Genomic DNA, 15,972 nt, shown 5'->3' with positions numbered 1-15,972 from the left:
GTGCCGCGGCATGCGTGGCAAGCACGGTGAGGGCCGGAACGATCCGGACTTCCAAACCAAATATTTTGACATGCTGCGCGCTGGCGGGTCCAAACACCATAAAGACCTGCTGGCCCCCTTCGGGCTTGACGCGTCAGACGAGAAATTCTGGGACAAGGGCCTGTCGATGATCGAAGGCTTCATTGATGAACGCGAAGCAATGGAAGACTAAGTTAGAGGGCGGCGCAGGAAACGGTGCCGCCCGCTGACCAAAAGTGGACACTCCTGTTAGTGAGAGGCAATTTCAGCTATGCGGACTTAGCCGACCTTGACGTCCGCGTGGCCAACGACCGCTTCTGATCAATACGGGAAGATTGTGCTAAACTCCGCTGCGAAAACCAAGCTTACACTGTGCCTATATCGCGTCTCGATTGTTTCGGGCTCTATCAACACATAGCTCGAGTAATAGCGTTTAGGTGTTGGCATAAACGGCAACAGGCCGAGAAACTCAACAAGTTCACTCCTGCTACCCTGATCCGACATATAGGTGATACCGTCGGTGGCATATTGATCGCCATTGCTTGGTGGAACAGCCATAAATCGCGATCCGTCAAAGGGTACTGCAGTCAAAAGAATTTCGCACGACCAAAACCCATCAGGCTCAGACGTCAACACCACAAAGCCGGACCTATCTGGGTCCTGAAATGCACGAACTTTGGCTGTCGCATGCTCATATGGATCAAGGTGCAATATTTCGGACAACTCGTCGATACGCGCGTCCCAGTCACCTTTTGTATCTTCACCAAAGGCAACCGAGTTCCCAAAATTATTCATGACACTGTGATCTTGGCCAAGCTTTTTTAGCTCGGGTGTCGGGCTTGTTTCCGCCCACCCTACCGCCAGAATTCGATCTGCTACAACCTCACCACTGACGTTCATATCTACAGCACAAGCTTTAAAAATCGGAAGGTCTGGATGTGCCAACGTCATCGCCATTGCCGGGCTTGCACCAAACAATGCGGCCAGAATCCCCAAAATCCGTGATGACATTACAGCAATGTTCCTTTTGTCGGTTCAATGAATAAGTGCCTTAGTAATCGTCGGTGCAAAACTGCATTGATCGCGCCGCAAAAACAATGGTCTCGATCATCAAATTGTTCGGATGAAATCGGTAAAGCGGACACTAGCTGCAACGCAGAAATTTGGTAAAGTGGGCTCTTTGCAGACTTTCGCTGCGGTTTACACGAAAGTCTGTTCTTCCCGCCTTCGGGTTCAGCGGGGGCGACGAAGATGAAGGTCAAAACTATCTGACCTTCATCCCCGTTTCGTCTACCGCACCTTCAGCGTCGCAAGCCCGATCATCGCGAGGATCAGGGAGATGATCCAGAAACGGATCACGATTTGTGGCTCGGCCCAACCCTTTTTTTCGTAGTGGTGGTGGATCGGGGCCATCAGGAACACGCGTTTTCCTGTGCGTTTGTAATAAAGCACCTGAATAATCACGCTAAGCGCTTCGGCGACGAACAGCCCACCAACGATGGCCAGAACGATTTCATGCTTGGTGGCGACCGCAATTGCGCCCAATGCACCGCCCAAGGCCAGTGACCCTGTATCGCCCATAAACACGGCCGCAGGCGGCGCATTATACCACAAAAACCCGAGCCCGCCGCCGATCAAACCAGCGCAAAAGATCAGGATTTCACCGGTTTGCGGCACATAGTGAACGTCAAGATATTCGGTAAAGTCGGTCCGCCCCACCGCATAGGCGATGATCCCGAATGTCGCGGCCGCAATCATCACAGGCATGATCGCCAACCCGTCAAGCCCGTCGGTCAGGTTCACCGCATTGGCGGCCCCGACGATCACAACAACGCAAAACGGCACAAAAAGAATGCCCAGATTGATCAGCGTGTCCTTGAAAACCGGCAAGGCAAGCTGATTGGTCAAATCGTCGGGGTGATAGGCCGCCGCCCAGTATCCCGCGATTGCCGCGATCAGAATTCCCAGCAGAATCCGTACCTTACCAGAAACGCCAGCCGTGTTTTGTTTGGATACTTTGGCGTAATCGTCGGCAAATCCAATTGCCGCAAACGATAGGGTGACGAACAGAACCATCCAGACAAACGGGTTATCCAGCCGCGCCCAAAGCAGCGTTGACGTGGTCAATGCCCCTACGATCAGCAGCCCGCCCATGGTCGGCGTGCCTGCTTTGACGAAATGCCCTTCGGGACCGTCGTCGCGGATGGGTTGGCCTTTGCCTTGTTTGCGGCGCAGCACATTGATCAACGGAGGCCCAAAGATAAAGCCGAACAACAGCGCCGTCATAAATGCACCACCCGCACGGAAGGTGATATAGCGGAACAAGTTGAAAAAATCTCCGCCATCAGACAATGACGTTAGCCAATAAAGCATGAATTAATCCTATTCTTCTAACGGTCGGCGATGCCCCAATTTGCGGATGGCGTCAACGACCAGAAAGGTCTTACTACCCGCCGCACCTTTTACCAAGACCACATCGCCCGCATCGACCAGCTTTGAAACATGTGGCGCAAAATCGGCCGCCGATTGCGCCCATTGGCCGCGTTGGTGCAGCGGCAATGCCCGCCAAAGGTGATAGATTTGCGGGCCGATACAGTGAATTTGGTCGATCGCCTGAATATGGTCGCATTGCGCAAGTTCGCCGTGCATGCGCGCGGATTGCGGGCCCAGATCGGCCATATCCCCGATGATTGCGATCCGGCGGCCCTTGACGATGCGCCCGACGTTGTTGCGCGGCGTCGCGGATGCGATTACCTCGAATGAGGTGGCCACAGACGTTGGATTGGCGTTCAGCGCATCGTCAATCAGGCAAAGCGTTTCGCCATCATTAGCGGGATCAAGCACGATGGTTTCGCGGGTGCCGCGCCCGACAGGCGGTGTCCACTGTGCAAGATCCAGCGTCGCGGTCACAGGGTCTGCGCCAACGGCTGTGGCAGCCGCCAAAGCGCCAAGCGCATTCATCGCGAAATGCCGCCCCGGCACGCCCAGCTTGAACAAATAGTCCTGCCCGCAGCCGTTTGCCATCACCACGGTGACGGCCTCGCCCAGCTTGACCCGTTGCAGGCTCCAGTCGTTGCCAGCACCGCCAAACCGCAGGTGCCTTGCGCGACCGACGGATTTGCGCATTTGCTTTGCATGTTGGTCATCGCCATGGAATACCCCGCAACCACCTGGCGCAAGGCCTTGAAAGATTGCGGCTTTTTCATCGGCAATGGCGGACAGGCTGCCAAAGGCGGCCAGATGTTCAGGGGCGATACGGGTTACAAGCGCGGCATGCGGTTGGGTCAGGCGTGTCAGCCGCGCGATGTCACCGGGCTGGTCCGCCCCGATCTTGACCACCGCATAATCTGCCAAAGGCGGCAAGGTGGCCAGCCATAAAGCCACGTCAAGACGGTTTTGATAGCGCGCAGGTCGCGCGTGGCAAATGCCCTGCCCGCCAAGGATCACCTGCACCATTGCGATGGTCGAAGCCTTGCCGACTGACCCTGTGACCGCAACGATCTTTGCCGCACTGCGGAAACGCGCGGCGCGTGCCAGATCATCCAATGCCGCGAGCGTGTCAGCGACAATAATCTGCGGCTGCGCCAGATCATCAAGCGCTTCAACCACAAGCGCGGCAACAGCCCCGTTTGCAAAGGCGGTCCTTGCGTCCCCTTGCACAGCAATAAACAAATCACCCGGCTGCGTATCATCCGCATTGATGCTGATACCCGTTGCCTGCCAGCCATCCGGCCCTTGCCCGCCGGTTGCGCCAATGACATCATCGCCGGCCCAAAGCGCTGTCATATGATACCGTCCAGAACAGCAACGGCCATGCTGGCCTGTTCGACGTCATCAAATGGCAGCACCGTATCGCCGATGGTCTGGCCCGTCTCGTGGCCCTTGCCCGCAATCAAGAGCGCGTCGCCCGGGCGCAACATGTCAACGGCGCGCAAGATTGCCTCGGCGCGGTCGCCGACCTCGTGCAGTGCGGCACCACCTTGCGTCACGGCACCTGCCATAACGGCGGCGCGGATGGCGGCAGGGTCTTCGGAGCGCGGGTTGTCATCGGAAACAATCACCACATCTGCATTCTGCGCCGCTGCCGCCCCCATCAACGGGCGCTTGGTGGTATCGCGGTCGCCGCCTGCCCCAACGATTGCAATAATCCGGCCCATCACATGCGGGCGCATGGCGGTCAGCGCGGTTTTCACCGCGTCAGGCGTATGCGCATAATCAACAAACACGGCTGCGCCGTTTGCGCGCGTTGCGGCCAGTTCCATCCGGCCATGCACTGTGCCCAGATGCGGCAGCGTGTCAAAGACATCTGCCGGATCAGCCCCCGCCGCAATCACAAGCCCGGCGGCCAACAGCACGTTATCCGCCTGAAACCCGCCGATCAGCGCAAGCCGCACGTGGTGGGATTTGCCCTGCCATTCAAACAGCACATCCTGACCCGTTGCATCAAAACGCTGGCCCATCAGCCGCAGGCGCGCGTGATCGTCGCGCCCGACACCAATGACCTCTTGGCCGCGCTCTGCACATATCTGCGCAACAAGCGGACCTTTGGGGTCATCAAGGTTGATCACGGCCACACCGTCATCAGGCAAGACCCGCGTAAACAGCCCCATCTTCGCGTCAAAATAGGCGTCAAAGGTTGCGTGATAATCCAGATGGTCCTGGGTGAAATTGGTAAAACCCGCCGCAGCCAGAAACACACCATCAAGCCGGCGCTGATCCAGCCCGTGGCTTGATGCTTCCATTGCGGCATGGGTCACGCCGTTTTGCGCAGCCTGCGCCATGACGCGGTGCAAGGTGATCGGTTCGGGTGTTGTGTGTTTTAGCGGATGCGTCCACGCGCCTTCTACGCCGGTGGTGCCGATATTGACGCCGCGCAGGTCCATTTCCTCCCAGATCTGGCGACAGAATGTGGAAACGGATGTTTTGCCATTGGTGCCGGTCACTGCCACAACGGTCCGCGGATGCGCACCAAACCAAAGCGATGCGGTCTGCGCAAGCGTCTGGCGCGGATCCTGAGCGACGATAACGGCCACATCCGATGCCGCCAGCACGTCGCGCGCGATCTGCGCGCCTTGTGTGTCGGTCAGGATGGCGGCGGCCCCCAGTTCAACGGCCTTGGCGATGAAATTACCACCGTGCACAGTGGCACCGGGCAGTGCTGCGAACAGATCACCGGATGTGACATTGCGGCTGTCGACAGTCAGCCCCTCGATCCGGGCCTCGCGCCCGTTTTGCGCTGTCAGCCCCAGTTCCGCCAGAGTTTTCATTTCGGCCTCGACTAGTTTGAGGTGAGTGTTACACCAACGGGTTCGCCCAATTCCACATGCGGGCGCAACCCCAAAAGCGGCGCAATACGGCGTATCATTTCGGCGGCCACAGGCACGGCGGTCCAACCTGCGGTGCGGCGGTCTTCGCCCAATGTATAGATGGATGGCTCGTCAAGTGTTACGATCAACACATATTGCGGATCGCTTGCCGGAAACACGGATGCAAATGTCGCAATGACCCTGTCATCATAATAGCCGCGACCGTTTTCGCGCGCCTTATCAGCAGTGCCTGTCTTGCCGGCAACCTCGTATCCTGCGACCTCGCCAAAGGATGCTGTGCCGCGCACAACAACCTGCCGCAGCATGTTGACAGCCGACTGGCTGACCGCATTTGACAGGATGCGCGGGCCGGGTACGGGGTTTTCAACGCGCAGCAATGTCGGTTCGACCCGCAGCCCGCCATTGGCGATCGACGCATAGGCAGTGGCCAGATGCAGCGGCGAAGAAGATAGCCCGTGCCCGTAGGAAATTGTCATCGCGGAAAGTTCGGACCAGTTAGCGGGCAACAGGGGCTTGCCGGTCGGGGCTTCGACCATTTCAACCTGTGTCGGCTGTAGGAACCCGAGCGCGCCAAGGAATTCGCGCTGGCGTTCCGCCCCGATCTGCATCGCAATGCGCGCAGTGCCGACGTTTGACGATTCAACAATCACATCAGTCGTTGACAGTTGTGGCCCGTAGTCATGAAAGTCGCGGATCCTGAAACGCCCCCAAGACAGCGGCCCTTGGGTGTCGATCATCGTTTCGGCATTCACCAGCCCCAATTCGAGCGCCTGCGCCACCGCAAAGATTTTGAACGTTGATCCCAATTCGTAAACGCCCTGCACGGCACGGTTAAACAGCGGGCTGTCAGACTGGTCACCTGATGTCAGAACCTGCGGGCGGTTATTCGGGTCAAAGTCGGGCAGCGACACCATTGAAATAATCTCGCCGGTGTGCACATCCATCAGGATCGACGTGGCGCCCTTTGCGCTCATGATCGACATGCCGCCGGCAAGCACCTCTTCGGATGCGGCTTGCACTGTCAGATCAATCGACAATTCCAGCGGCGCGCCTTCGTTGGCAGGATCGCGCAGGAACCCGTCAAACTGGCGTTCGACACCAGCCACGCCAATAACTTCGGCGCTGGCGACACCTTCACGGCCATAACTGGCACCGCCTAGAATATGCGCCGCAATCGGCCCGTTGGGATAAAGCCGCATTTCGCGCGGTCCGAACAGCAAGCCCGGGCTGCCGATATCGTGCACAGCTTGCATTTGTTCGGGGCTGATCTGGCGTCTGATCCACAAGAACCGGCGGTCACCTGTAAAATCCTTATAAAGCGCGTCTGCGTCCAGCTCGGGAAAAATCGCTGCAAGCCCGCGTGCGGCATTGGCGGGGTCGATCATGTCGCGCGGATGCGCATAAAGCGAATGGGTTGCCAGATTCGTGGCCAGCATCCGCCCGTTGCGGTCAACAATATCAGAGCGTTGGCCGATTATCGGATTACCGACAGTGGCGGCGCGTGGTTCCATCGGGACGGAAGACGCCAGCGTGCCCATGCGCGCGCCAATGGTCAGGAATGCACAAAAAAACGCAAGCCCCAGCACCAACAGCCGCCCTTCGGCACGTTGACGGGCCTTATCATGCATTTCCGCATGGCGTTTGGCTAGGTTCTCGGCCTCGATCGCGTCAGGGTTTTCGCCCGATGCGCGGGCCTTCAGAATACGGGCAAGCGGACGCAGCGGGGTACGGGTCATAGCGCGTCATCCGCGGGCAGGATGGTTCCGCTTGAAAGGGTCACCGAATTTGTGATCGGGGCAATTGGCGGCAACGGGTAAATGATCTGGTCCACGCGGCCAAATGCCTCTGGCATGATCGGCAGCAGTTCAAGCCTGTCAAAGTTCAACTCGGCCAGATCCGCCAGCCGGTCGGGGCGGTTCAAATAGGCCCATTCCGCGCGCAACATCCCCAACCGTTCATGGGCGGCACCAATTTGCGCATGCAGATCGCGGGTTTCGCGCATGGTTGCCTGCGTTTTGTAATTTTCCTGATAGGCCCAGAACGCCAGCCCCATCACCGCCAAAGCAGCCACTACAAACAGGAATCCACGCATCTACCGCCCCCTTTTCTGCTTTTTCATCGGCATGCCCAAATCTGCCGGATCAATATCCTGCGCCCGCGCATCGGTACGGATCGCGACGCGCAACTTGGCCGAACGCGACCGCGGGTTTTCATCCAGTTCCTGCGCATCGGGGCCTATTGCCTTGCGTTTTTCGATGCGGAACGCGGGCGTGATTTGTGCGACCTCAGGCGCATAGCGATTGGCGTTTGCCGTATTGCCGGAACGGGCCTGCAAGAACCGCTTTACCATCCGGTCCTCGACGGAATGAAAGGTCACAACGGCCAGTTGCCCGCCAGGTTTAAGCGCGCGTTCCGCCGCCATCAGCCCTGCGGCCAGTTCACCGTATTCATTGTTCACCGCGATGCGCAGCGCCTGAAACGTGCGGGTTGCGGGGTGCGACTGGTTGGGTTTGGCGCGCGGCAGGCAGCCTTCGACGATTTTGGCTAGTTGCAAGGTCGTGGTGAGCGGGCGCGCCGCCACAATCGCGCGCGCAATCCGGCGCGAGGCGCGTTCTTCGCCGTAAAGGTAGATAATATCGGCCAGTTCTTCTTCGTCCGCGGTGTTGCACAAGTCGGCGGCCGAAGGGCCGTCTTGGGACATGCGCATATCCAGCGGCCCGTCACGCATGAACGAAAACCCGCGTTCGGCCAGATCAAGCTGCATCGAACTGACGCCCAGATCCAGCACAACACCGTCAAGATCAGACGCATATTCGTCAAGCTTTGAAAACGTGCCAAGCTGCATCTTGATCCGGTCGCCATATGCGGAGGCCCAGCTTTCGGCCATCTCGAACGCCAGCGGGTCACGGTCCACGCCAATCACCCGATCGGCGCCCGCTGCCAGCAGTTCACGGGTATATCCGCCCGCGCCAAATGTGCCATCAATCCAGACGCCCGAAACGGGCGAAACCGCTGCGATGAGCGGCCGGATAAGGACAGGAATATGCGGTTTGCCGTTGTCAGGATCAGACATCATGCGCCCCTATTCATCAAGCAGGCTCAATGGATCAAAATCATCGCCCTGCGCGGCCAGCCAATCGGACATATCATCGGCGATTTCTTCTGCGAATGTTTCGGCTTTCCAGATTTCGAAATGGTCGCCAAGGCCGCTGAATTTCAATTCACCGTCGGTCAGCCCCAGTTTCTGGCGCTGTTTGATCGGCATCACGGTGCGCCCGTCTTTATCAACATCAAGCTTGATAGATTGCCCAATGATCAGGCGTGACAGCTTTTTCTTGCTGGCCGATCCGCGCGGCAACGCGTTGATCTGGTCTACAAGCGTGGTGAATTCGTCAACCGTATAGCCGTGCAATTCATTTTTCAGGTGATCGCCGTACAAAAGATACATGCGCGGGCAAAGCCCTGTGGTCCATTCAGGATCGCCGGATTCAAGCACACGACGAAAATCAGCGGGGATCGACATGCGTCCCTTGCTGTCCACCTTTTGGGTGTGTTCGCCTGTGAAACTTAGACCCACTGTCCCTTGGTCCCTTTAACCCAATACCGCGCACCGCGTCATGCGGTGCTGAATGTAGAAACGGCGGGTTGCGCAACTGCCACTGCACAATCCGCCGCCTTGCCCCTCGTTGGGGGAAACGTCCGGCTGCGCGTGCCACCTGGGGGATGTCTGCTCGCTCACGCGCCGGATCTGTTTTCGGAAATGACGAAGCCTGTATGAAACCTGGCTTTGCCGGTTGGGGTTCTTTTGCCCCGATTGAAGATGTGTTCGCCGTTTCCGTGCATCTGTTTTGACAGGTCACGGCGCCCCGATCAACAGTTTTCTGGGATTTCATGGAACCTTATGGGGAAATCCGCCGACCCTTCTGCCACTCGCCTTACGAAATTTGCGGCCATGCGGGGCATTTCTAGCGGAACGATAAAATTCTATAACTACATATAGTAGGCACACGGATCATGCCGCGCGGCAAATATTTTTGAAAATTTTCTGGAATTTGTGCGCGCAGGCAGGGTCATGACCTCTGGAATTGCCGCCACCTATCCCTTTTGGGTCGAATCGCAGCTAGATTCCAGACATTCCCACGATTTGCCGTGTCTTGCGTATTTTCTGTGGCGCACACGCCACAAGTGCGGTGGTTTGGCGGCTATACCAGCGGTTTATGCATGATATGCGCCGCAACCATGCCTTCGCTCGGGTGGACGAACGCATCGGGGATCGTACCAAGGACCGCAAACCCCATGTCACGCCACAGCCTGACGGCGACATGATTGCTGGCCAGCACAAAGTTGAACTGAATCGCAAGATAACCCATCGCGCGCGCCGCATCCTGACTATGGGCGCACATCTTGCGCGCAAGCCCCTGCCCGCGCGCGGCGCTTCCAACAATATAGCCGCAGTTGCAGATATGCGCGCCGCCGCCCGCCTGATTGGTCTTTATATAGTAGGTGCCGACAATCCCGTCGGGGGATTCAGCGACATAGCAGGCCGCCGCCCCCATCCAATAGACACGGGCATCAGCCTTGGTGATTTGCGGATCAACCGCATAAGTCGTGCCCGCGCGAAACACATCACGCAGCAATGGCCAGATTGCATCCCAATCATCGGCCCTTGCTGCGCGAAGCGTAATCACGCCATGCCACCGTCGATAAAGCGGCGGGCAAGCGTGCGATAGGCATCAGCCATCGGGCTATCGCCCGCCGCAATGGGCGTGCCTGCATCGCCTGCCAGACGCGTATCAAGATCAATCGGCAAAGCACCCAACAAAGGCACACCCATTTTGTCGGCCTCGGCGGCAACGCCACCATGCCCGAAAATATGCGATTCGTGGCCGCAGTTGGGGCAATGGAATGTCGACATGTTCTCGATCAACCCCAGCACAGGGGTTTTAAGGGTGTTGAACATATCAATCGCCTTGCGCGCATCAATCAACGCCACATCCTGCGGGGTTGAAACCACAACCGCGCCAGTCAGGTTTGTCTTTTGGCAAAGCGTCAGCTGCACATCACCGGTGCCAGGCGGCAGATCAATGATCAAGACGTCCAATTCACCCCATGCCACCTGACCCAGCATCTGCTGCAACGCCCCCATGAGCATCGGGCCGCGCCAGACCACGGCCTTGTCGGGGTCAACCATCAGCCCGATCGACATCACTGTGACGCCATGTGCTTGCAGCGGAATGATCGTTTTCCCGTCAGGGCTGGCGGGGCGTTTACTGACGCCCATCATGCGTGGCTGGCTCGGGCCATAGATATCAGCGTCAAGCAACCCCACGCGACGCCCTTCGCGGGCCAAAGCCACCGCAAGGTTGGATGATACTGTCGATTTGCCAACGCCGCCTTTGCCGGACCCGATTGCCAGAATGCGGTTCACGCCAGGAACGGATGCGGGACCTGCCTGCGGGGTCGGATGCCGACCAATCTTTAATGACGGCGCTTCAGGCGCCTTGGGCGCCGGCCCATGCGCGGTCAAGATGACCGAGACAGAACTGACGCCAGCCATTTTTCCCACAAGATCTTCGGCGGCTTTGCGGATCGGCTCCATCTTGGCGGCCTCTTGCGGGTCTTTCGCCTCGATCACGAATCGCACCGCTCCTGAATCAATATTCAGTGCACGCACCATGTCACGTGATACGATTGACTCGCCGTCCGGCAAAACCAATCGCGCGAGTTCGCCTAAAATTTCATCATGCGTTACTGACATCTGCGGCTCCGATTTTTCCAAACAGTCTAATTTACAGTCAAGTTCTGGCACATCTTGTGCAAACCGCAAGTCCAAGCTGCCAGACTATTGAAATTGTGACAGAAACATGACGCTAGGTCAGCACTGCTTATGCATTTTCTGCATAGCAGCATTGCCCAATCGTCCGTTGTGCAACTGCAGCATTGTCGTTCATAAAGAGGACAACAAAGCGACATGGGTCGCAACGACGCACTAAAGATGAACGAGAAAACACAATGGCCTACCAAGCACAAACACAATTCGCAGGCGTTTCATTCGCCGCACGTTTCGCAGCATTCCGCGCTGAAGTCGCAAACAAAATCGCAGCAAACAAGGTTTACTCAACAACCTACAACGAGCTGCAATCGCTGACAAACCGCGACCTTGCTGATCTTGGCTTGGGTCGTTCAGACATCAAACGTATCGCTCTGGAAGCTGCATACGGTAAGTAATTTACGGATCGGATCTGCCGCTTCCTCCCTGAAAAGGCAGATCTGAAAGACCCAATCTCGCCTCCTCCCTGAGTTTGGGTCACACTTAAGGTGGCGACATTCACCTCCTCCCGAATGTCGCCGCTTTACACCAGCTTCGGAACCGCCACCTCCTCCCGGCGGAACCGATCATACCGCAGGCCGCGCTCACCTCCTCCCGAGCAACGCCAGCGAGGAAGCGTCTGGCTCTTCTCCTCCCAGAGTAAGCAGACGCTGATCATAGAGACGGTCATGCCCACCTCCTCCCGGGCATGACCGTTTTTTTGTGGGCGCGACATTTTTCTCAATTGCAGAACAATCAGGCGCGGCGATAGATATACCCCATGAGCATACCTCCCCGTTTTCCCGTTTCCGCCGATGAAATCGCGCAGGTTGTTGCCGCGTTTTATGCGGTGGTGCGCGCTGACCCCGTGCTTGGCCCCGTTTTCGCAAAACATGTGGCAGACTGGCCTGCCCACGAAGAAAAAATTGCGCGATTCTGGCGCAATGCTATCCTGTTTGAACGCAGCTATGACGGCAATCCGATGGCCGCGCATATGCAGGCGGGCAACGTCGCACCCGCGCATTTTGACATTTGGCTTGGGCATTTTGATCGGGTGCTGGCGCAAAAACTGTCACCCGTAACAGCGCAATCTTGGTCGGCTTTGGCCCACCGAATCGGGCGCGGGTTAAGCTATGGCTTGGCCCCGATTGAAGGGCCGCCAAACCTTTCCTAGGCGCGCAAATCCTTTGACGTGCCCATCACCATATAGCTTGTAATCGCGCGTACATGCGGCACAGTTCCCAAAATATCAGTGTGAAATGCCTTGTAGGCGGGCAGATCCGCGACCTCGACTCGCAGCATATATTCGAACGCGCCCGCAACATTGTGGCATTCGGCGACCTGCGGGGCACGGGCCATTGCACGTTCAAACCCTTCTTGCGCGGATTTTGTATGTTCCGAAAGCCCAACGGCCACGTAAACCACATAGGCCCGCCCCGTTTGCGCCGGATCAAGCCGCGCGCGATAGCCGCGGATCACCTTGCTTCGCTCCAACTCTTGCACACGGCGCAAACAGGCCGAAGGCGACAGCCCAACCTGATCCGCCAGATGTAAATTACTGATCCGCCCGTCTTGCGATATGACACGCAATATCTTGCGGTCAATTTCGTCAATTTCCGACATATGTTGCAACAATCCCAGAATAGACGCCAATTAAGGCGTTTCATTGCGCCATTTTACACGCATTATTGCACTATGGAATATGAAATACTCACGGCGCTGGTCGCCTTTGCCTTTGTGACCTCGGTCACACCGGGGCCCAACAACCTGATGCTCATGGCATCGGGCGCAAACTATGGTTTTCGGCGCACGCTGCCCCATATGCTGGGGATATCGCTGGGGCATGCGTTTATGGTGGTTGTGATGGGCTTGGTGCTGTTGCAGCTATTTGAACAGTTTCCCGTGCTCAACACTGTCCTGAAGGTGTTAAGCCTTGGATATATGCTCTGGCTGGCTTGGAAAATCGCCAATGCAGCACCGCCCGGCCAAAGCAAGGCGAGCGGGTCGCCGTTTACCTTTTTGCAGGCGGCAGCATTTCAATGGGTCAACCCCAAAGCCTGGTCGATGGCGGTGACCGCGATCAGCGCCTACGCCCCGCAAGACCGGGGGGTGTTTGTCGGCGCGCTGATTGTGGCAATTGTGTTTGCGGCGGTAAACCTGCCGTCCGTTTCGATTTGGGCATGGTCCGGCGTACAGGTCAGGCGCTGGCTAGGCAGCGCGCGCCGCTTGCGGGTGTTCAACGTGACAATGGCATTGCTGTTGATCGCATCGCTCTACCCGATTTTGCGACATTGACAGCGATCCGTTTTCGCGAAAACGGATCTGGCGGCAGTTTTTCGCGAAAAACCCTGCACCTAGAACGGCACATCATCAGCGGCATCCGCGCTGACAACAAACCGCGCGACAACATGTTTGATCCCTGCTTTGTCAAAACTAATCAACAGCTTATCGCCCTCAATCCCGTCAACATTGCCATAGCCGAATTTTTGGTGAAACACGCGGTCGCCTGCAACAAACGCGCATTCTGCTGTCGCATTGATCGTGATGCTTTGTGCGCGCGGCGCATTGGGCGTCTGGCCCCGCGATTGCAGCCGTTTCCAGCCGGGCGAATTATAGACATCTGCCGAATGCGCCCTGTCGTGCAATTCAGATGCCACCATGCCCGCGCCGCTGCTTAGCCCCGACGGCGTCAGCACATCCACATGCGCGGGCGGCAATTCATCAACAAAGCGCGAAGGCAATTGCGACTGCCATTGGCCGTAAACCCGCCGGTTCGACGCAAAAGAAATAGCGCAGATTTCTTCCGCGCGCGTGATGCCCACATAGGCAAGGCGGCGTTCTTCCTCGAGCCCCTTAAGCCCGCTTTCATCCATCGAGCGCTGCGACGGAAACAACCCTTCTTCCCAACCGGGCAAGAAAACCACAGGAAATTCCAGCCCTTTGGCGGCGTGCAGCGTCATGATGCTGACCTTCTCGCCCTGCTCCTCGGTCTCATTTTCCATGATCAGGCTGACGTGTTCCAAAAACCCTTGCAGGTTTTCAAAATTCTCTAGCGCCTTCACCAGTTCTTTGAGGTTCTCCAGCCGACCGGGGGCTTCGGGCGTTTTGTCGTTTTGCCAATAGCCGGTATAGCCGCTTTCATCCAAAATCATCTCGGCCAGCGCGATGTGGTCATATGTCGTGACTGGGGTCGCGAACCCATCGTCCAGAACGGCATCATCGTCGATCATCGGCGTAGAGTCAGGGTAGACTGCGTCATGCCAACGATCTAGGTCGGCGACAAATTTCGTCAGCTCTTTCAGCCCCTTACCGCCCAGAAGCCGGTTCTGGCAGACAATCCGCGCGCCTTCGACCAAGGACAGATTATTGTCGCGCGCGGTGCGCTGGATCATCTGCACGGCCTTTTCACCAAGCCCGCGTTTGGGCGTATTGACCACCCGTTCAAACGCCAGATCATCATCATGGCTGACCGCAAGGCGGAAATAGGCCATCGCGTCGCGGATCTCCATCCGCTCATAAAATCGCGGGCCGCCGATCACACGGTAAGGCAGGCCGATTGATAAAAACCGATCCTCGAACGCGCGCATTTGGTGGGACGCGCGGACGAGAATCGCCATGCTATCAAGACCAATCGGGTCCATCCCACGCGTGCCGCGCTGCATGGATTCGATATCATCGCCAATGGATCGCGCCTCTTCGTCGCCGTCCCAATAGCCGGTCAGGCGGACCTTTTCGCCATCCTCGCGCGCGGTAAACAGCGTCTTACCCAGACGGTCCCTATTCCCCGCGATCACACCCGATGCCGCCGCCAGAATATGCGGGGTCGAGCGGTAGTTTTCCTCGAGCCGCACGACATGCGCGCCCGGAAAATCAGATTCAAACCGCAAGATATTGCCGACCTCAGCGCCGCGCCAGCCATAGATCGACTGGTCATCATCGCCCACGCAGCAGATGTTTTTATGCCCCTGCGCGAGCAAGCGCAGCCAGAGGTACTGCGCGACGTTGGTATCTTGGTATTCGTCCACCAGAATATAGCGGAACCAGCGTTGATACTGCTGCAAAATATCCGGATGGGTCTGAAAAATCGTGACCATATGCAACAAAATATCGCCAAAATCGACGGCATTCAGTTCCAGCAAACGGCGCTGATAGGCAATGTAGAGCGGCACGGCTTGGCTATCAAAGGCCGCACTATCGCTTGCAGGCACCTTGTCAGGTGTCCATGCCTTGTTTTTCCACGCATCAATGATCCCCGACAACATGCGCGGCGGCCAGCGTTTTGCGTCAATCCCTGCGGCGTCGATCAGTTGTTTCATCAGGCGGATTTGGTCGTCGGTATCCAGAATCGTAAAGCCGGATTTTAACCCAACCAGTTCCGCATGGCGGCGCAGTTGTTTGACACAAACTGAATGAAATGTGCCAAGCCAGCGCATGCCCTCTTGGGCATCACCAATCAAACCGCCGATCCGGTTTTTCATCTCGCGCGCGGCTTTGTTCGTAAAGGTCACCGCAAGAATTTCATGTGGCTGCGCGTGTCCCTTTGCCAATAGGTAAGCAATCCGCGTTGTCAGCGCCTTGGTTTTTCCGGTGCCTGCGCCCGCCAGCATCAAAACCGGACCATTCACTGTCTCAACCGCCTCGCGCTGTGCTGCGTTCAATCCTGATAGATCAAAATCAGGCATCGCGGGCCGTGCCATTGCCCGTTGGCTAAGCGGGACGGCGGCTTCAAAGGCGTCTTCTTCGGAAAAATCATTCATGGGAATTTCATAGCGGTAATTGCCGCGCAGGAAAAGCCTTGTTCTTATTATGTTCCCGTCA

Annotated in this window: 16 protein-coding genes; 4 read left to right on the top strand and 12 right to left on the bottom strand. The window is 57.3% G+C overall.

Annotated elements, in window-relative coordinates; translation table 11 throughout:
- Positions 1-10 precede the first annotated feature (10 nt).
- A complete protein-coding gene (locus tag BM320_RS04425) occupies positions 11-211 on the top strand; it encodes a hypothetical protein (RefSeq protein ID WP_375342073.1) in 201 nt (66 codons plus the stop codon).
- A gap of 128 nt (positions 212-339) precedes the next feature.
- Here the strand turns inward: BM320_RS04425 and BM320_RS04420 are convergent, their stop codons facing one another.
- From BM320_RS04420 to BM320_RS04375, 10 genes are all read right to left on the bottom strand, one after another.
- On the bottom strand, positions 340-1,029 hold the full coding sequence (locus BM320_RS04420) for a hypothetical protein (RefSeq protein ID WP_131802277.1): 690 nt from the start codon (positions 1,027-1,029) through the stop codon (positions 340-342).
- Positions 1,030-1,308: 279 nt separating this feature from the next.
- Positions 1,309-2,391, bottom strand: coding sequence for a phospho-N-acetylmuramoyl-pentapeptide-transferase (gene mraY, locus BM320_RS04415; RefSeq protein WP_090196925.1), 1,083 nt, complete (start codon positions 2,389-2,391; stop codon positions 1,309-1,311).
- A 9-nt stretch (positions 2,392-2,400) separates the two neighbouring features.
- Positions 2,401-3,804: a UDP-N-acetylmuramoyl-tripeptide--D-alanyl-D-alanine ligase gene (locus BM320_RS04410; protein WP_090196922.1), complete on the bottom strand. Its 1,404-nt coding sequence runs from the start codon at positions 3,802-3,804 to the stop codon at positions 2,401-2,403.
- Positions 3,801-5,285 (bottom strand): UDP-N-acetylmuramoyl-L-alanyl-D-glutamate--2,6-diaminopimelate ligase, encoded by a 1,485-nt coding sequence (locus BM320_RS04405; RefSeq protein WP_090196919.1) that lies wholly within the window; start codon positions 5,283-5,285, stop codon positions 3,801-3,803. The genes BM320_RS04410 and BM320_RS04405 overlap by 4 nt, the downstream gene beginning before the upstream one ends.
- Positions 5,286-5,296: 11 nt before the next feature.
- Positions 5,297-7,081: a peptidoglycan D,D-transpeptidase FtsI family protein gene (locus BM320_RS04400; RefSeq protein ID WP_090196916.1), complete on the bottom strand. Its 1,785-nt coding sequence runs from the start codon at positions 7,079-7,081 to the stop codon at positions 5,297-5,299.
- Positions 7,078-7,437: a cell division protein FtsL gene (gene ftsL / locus BM320_RS04395; protein ID WP_090196914.1), complete on the bottom strand. Its 360-nt coding sequence runs from the start codon at positions 7,435-7,437 to the stop codon at positions 7,078-7,080. The genes BM320_RS04400 and ftsL overlap by 4 nt, the downstream gene beginning before the upstream one ends.
- Positions 7,438-8,418, bottom strand: a complete 981-nt coding sequence (gene rsmH, locus BM320_RS04390; RefSeq protein ID WP_090200350.1) for a 16S rRNA (cytosine(1402)-N(4))-methyltransferase RsmH — start codon at positions 8,416-8,418, stop codon at positions 7,438-7,440.
- 9 nt (positions 8,419-8,427) lie between these two features.
- Entirely contained in the window at positions 8,428-8,922 is a 495-nt protein-coding gene (locus BM320_RS04385; RefSeq protein ID WP_090196911.1) for a division/cell wall cluster transcriptional repressor MraZ, read from the bottom strand.
- A 625-nt stretch (positions 8,923-9,547) separates the two neighbouring features.
- On the bottom strand, positions 9,548-10,033 hold the full coding sequence (locus tag BM320_RS04380; protein WP_090196909.1) for a GNAT family N-acetyltransferase: 486 nt from the start codon (positions 10,031-10,033) through the stop codon (positions 9,548-9,550).
- On the bottom strand, positions 10,030-11,103 hold the full coding sequence (locus BM320_RS04375; protein ID WP_090196907.1) for an Mrp/NBP35 family ATP-binding protein: 1,074 nt from the start codon (positions 11,101-11,103) through the stop codon (positions 10,030-10,032). Before BM320_RS04375 ends, BM320_RS04380 begins: the two co-directional genes overlap by 4 nt.
- Before the next feature lie 254 nt (positions 11,104-11,357).
- Between BM320_RS04375 and BM320_RS04370 the strand changes: the two genes are divergently transcribed.
- Both BM320_RS04370 and BM320_RS04360 read left to right on the top strand, forming a co-directional pair.
- Positions 11,358-11,573 carry a DUF1127 domain-containing protein gene (locus BM320_RS04370; RefSeq protein ID WP_090196904.1) on the top strand — a complete coding sequence of 72 codons (216 nt, stop codon included), beginning with the start codon at positions 11,358-11,360 and terminating at the stop codon, positions 11,571-11,573.
- A gap of 362 nt (positions 11,574-11,935) precedes the next feature.
- Positions 11,936-12,328: a group III truncated hemoglobin gene (locus tag BM320_RS04360; RefSeq protein WP_090196898.1), complete on the top strand. Its 393-nt coding sequence runs from the start codon at positions 11,936-11,938 to the stop codon at positions 12,326-12,328.
- On the opposite strand, the gene BM320_RS04355 is transcribed toward BM320_RS04360, so the two are convergent.
- Positions 12,325-12,777 (bottom strand): Lrp/AsnC family transcriptional regulator, encoded by a 453-nt coding sequence (locus tag BM320_RS04355; RefSeq protein ID WP_090196896.1) that lies wholly within the window; start codon positions 12,775-12,777, stop codon positions 12,325-12,327. The genes BM320_RS04360 and BM320_RS04355 overlap by 4 nt on opposite strands.
- 72 nt (positions 12,778-12,849) lie before the next feature.
- Between BM320_RS04355 and BM320_RS04350 the strand changes: the two genes are divergently transcribed.
- Entirely contained in the window at positions 12,850-13,449 is a 600-nt protein-coding gene (locus BM320_RS04350; protein ID WP_090196894.1) for a LysE family translocator, read from the top strand.
- Between the two features lie 59 nt (positions 13,450-13,508).
- On the opposite strand, the gene BM320_RS04345 is transcribed toward BM320_RS04350, so the two are convergent.
- Positions 13,509-15,911 (bottom strand): ATP-dependent helicase, encoded by a 2,403-nt coding sequence (locus BM320_RS04345; RefSeq protein ID WP_090196891.1) that lies wholly within the window; start codon positions 15,909-15,911, stop codon positions 13,509-13,511.
- Positions 15,912-15,972 lie beyond the last annotated feature (61 nt).

Source organism: Yoonia tamlensis, from assembly GCF_900115105.1.
Classification (GTDB): domain Bacteria; phylum Pseudomonadota; class Alphaproteobacteria; order Rhodobacterales; family Rhodobacteraceae; genus Yoonia; species Yoonia tamlensis.
This window is presented reverse-complemented; position numbering and strand designations above follow the sequence as displayed.

Coding starts and splice junctions, on each gene's coding strand:
- BM320_RS04425 (WP_375342073.1), top strand. CDS start 11: ATGCGTGGCAAGCACGGTGAGGGCCGGAACGATCCGGACTTCCAAACC.
- BM320_RS04420 (WP_131802277.1), bottom strand. CDS start 1,029: ATGTCATCACGGATTTTGGGGATTCTGGCCGCATTGTTTGGTGCAAGC.
- mraY (WP_090196925.1), bottom strand. CDS start 2,391: ATGCTTTATTGGCTAACGTCATTGTCTGATGGCGGAGATTTTTTCAAC.
- BM320_RS04410 (WP_090196922.1), bottom strand. CDS start 3,804: ATGACAGCGCTTTGGGCCGGCGATGATGTCATTGGCGCAACCGGCGGG.
- BM320_RS04405 (WP_090196919.1), bottom strand. CDS start 5,285: ATGAAAACTCTGGCGGAACTGGGGCTGACAGCGCAAAACGGGCGCGAG.
- BM320_RS04400 (WP_090196916.1), bottom strand. CDS start 7,081: ATGACCCGTACCCCGCTGCGTCCGCTTGCCCGTATTCTGAAGGCCCGC.
- ftsL (WP_090196914.1), bottom strand. CDS start 7,437: ATGCGTGGATTCCTGTTTGTAGTGGCTGCTTTGGCGGTGATGGGGCTG.
- rsmH (WP_090200350.1), bottom strand. CDS start 8,418: ATGTCTGATCCTGACAACGGCAAACCGCATATTCCTGTCCTTATCCGG.
- BM320_RS04375 (WP_090196907.1), bottom strand. CDS start 11,103: ATGTCAGTAACGCATGATGAAATTTTAGGCGAACTCGCGCGATTGGTT.
- BM320_RS04370 (WP_090196904.1), top strand. CDS start 11,358: ATGGCCTACCAAGCACAAACACAATTCGCAGGCGTTTCATTCGCCGCA.
- BM320_RS04360 (WP_090196898.1), top strand. CDS start 11,936: ATGAGCATACCTCCCCGTTTTCCCGTTTCCGCCGATGAAATCGCGCAG.
- BM320_RS04355 (WP_090196896.1), bottom strand. CDS start 12,777: ATGTCGGAAATTGACGAAATTGACCGCAAGATATTGCGTGTCATATCG.
- BM320_RS04350 (WP_090196894.1), top strand. CDS start 12,850: ATGGAATATGAAATACTCACGGCGCTGGTCGCCTTTGCCTTTGTGACC.
- BM320_RS04345 (WP_090196891.1), bottom strand. CDS start 15,911: ATGAATGATTTTTCCGAAGAAGACGCCTTTGAAGCCGCCGTCCCGCTT.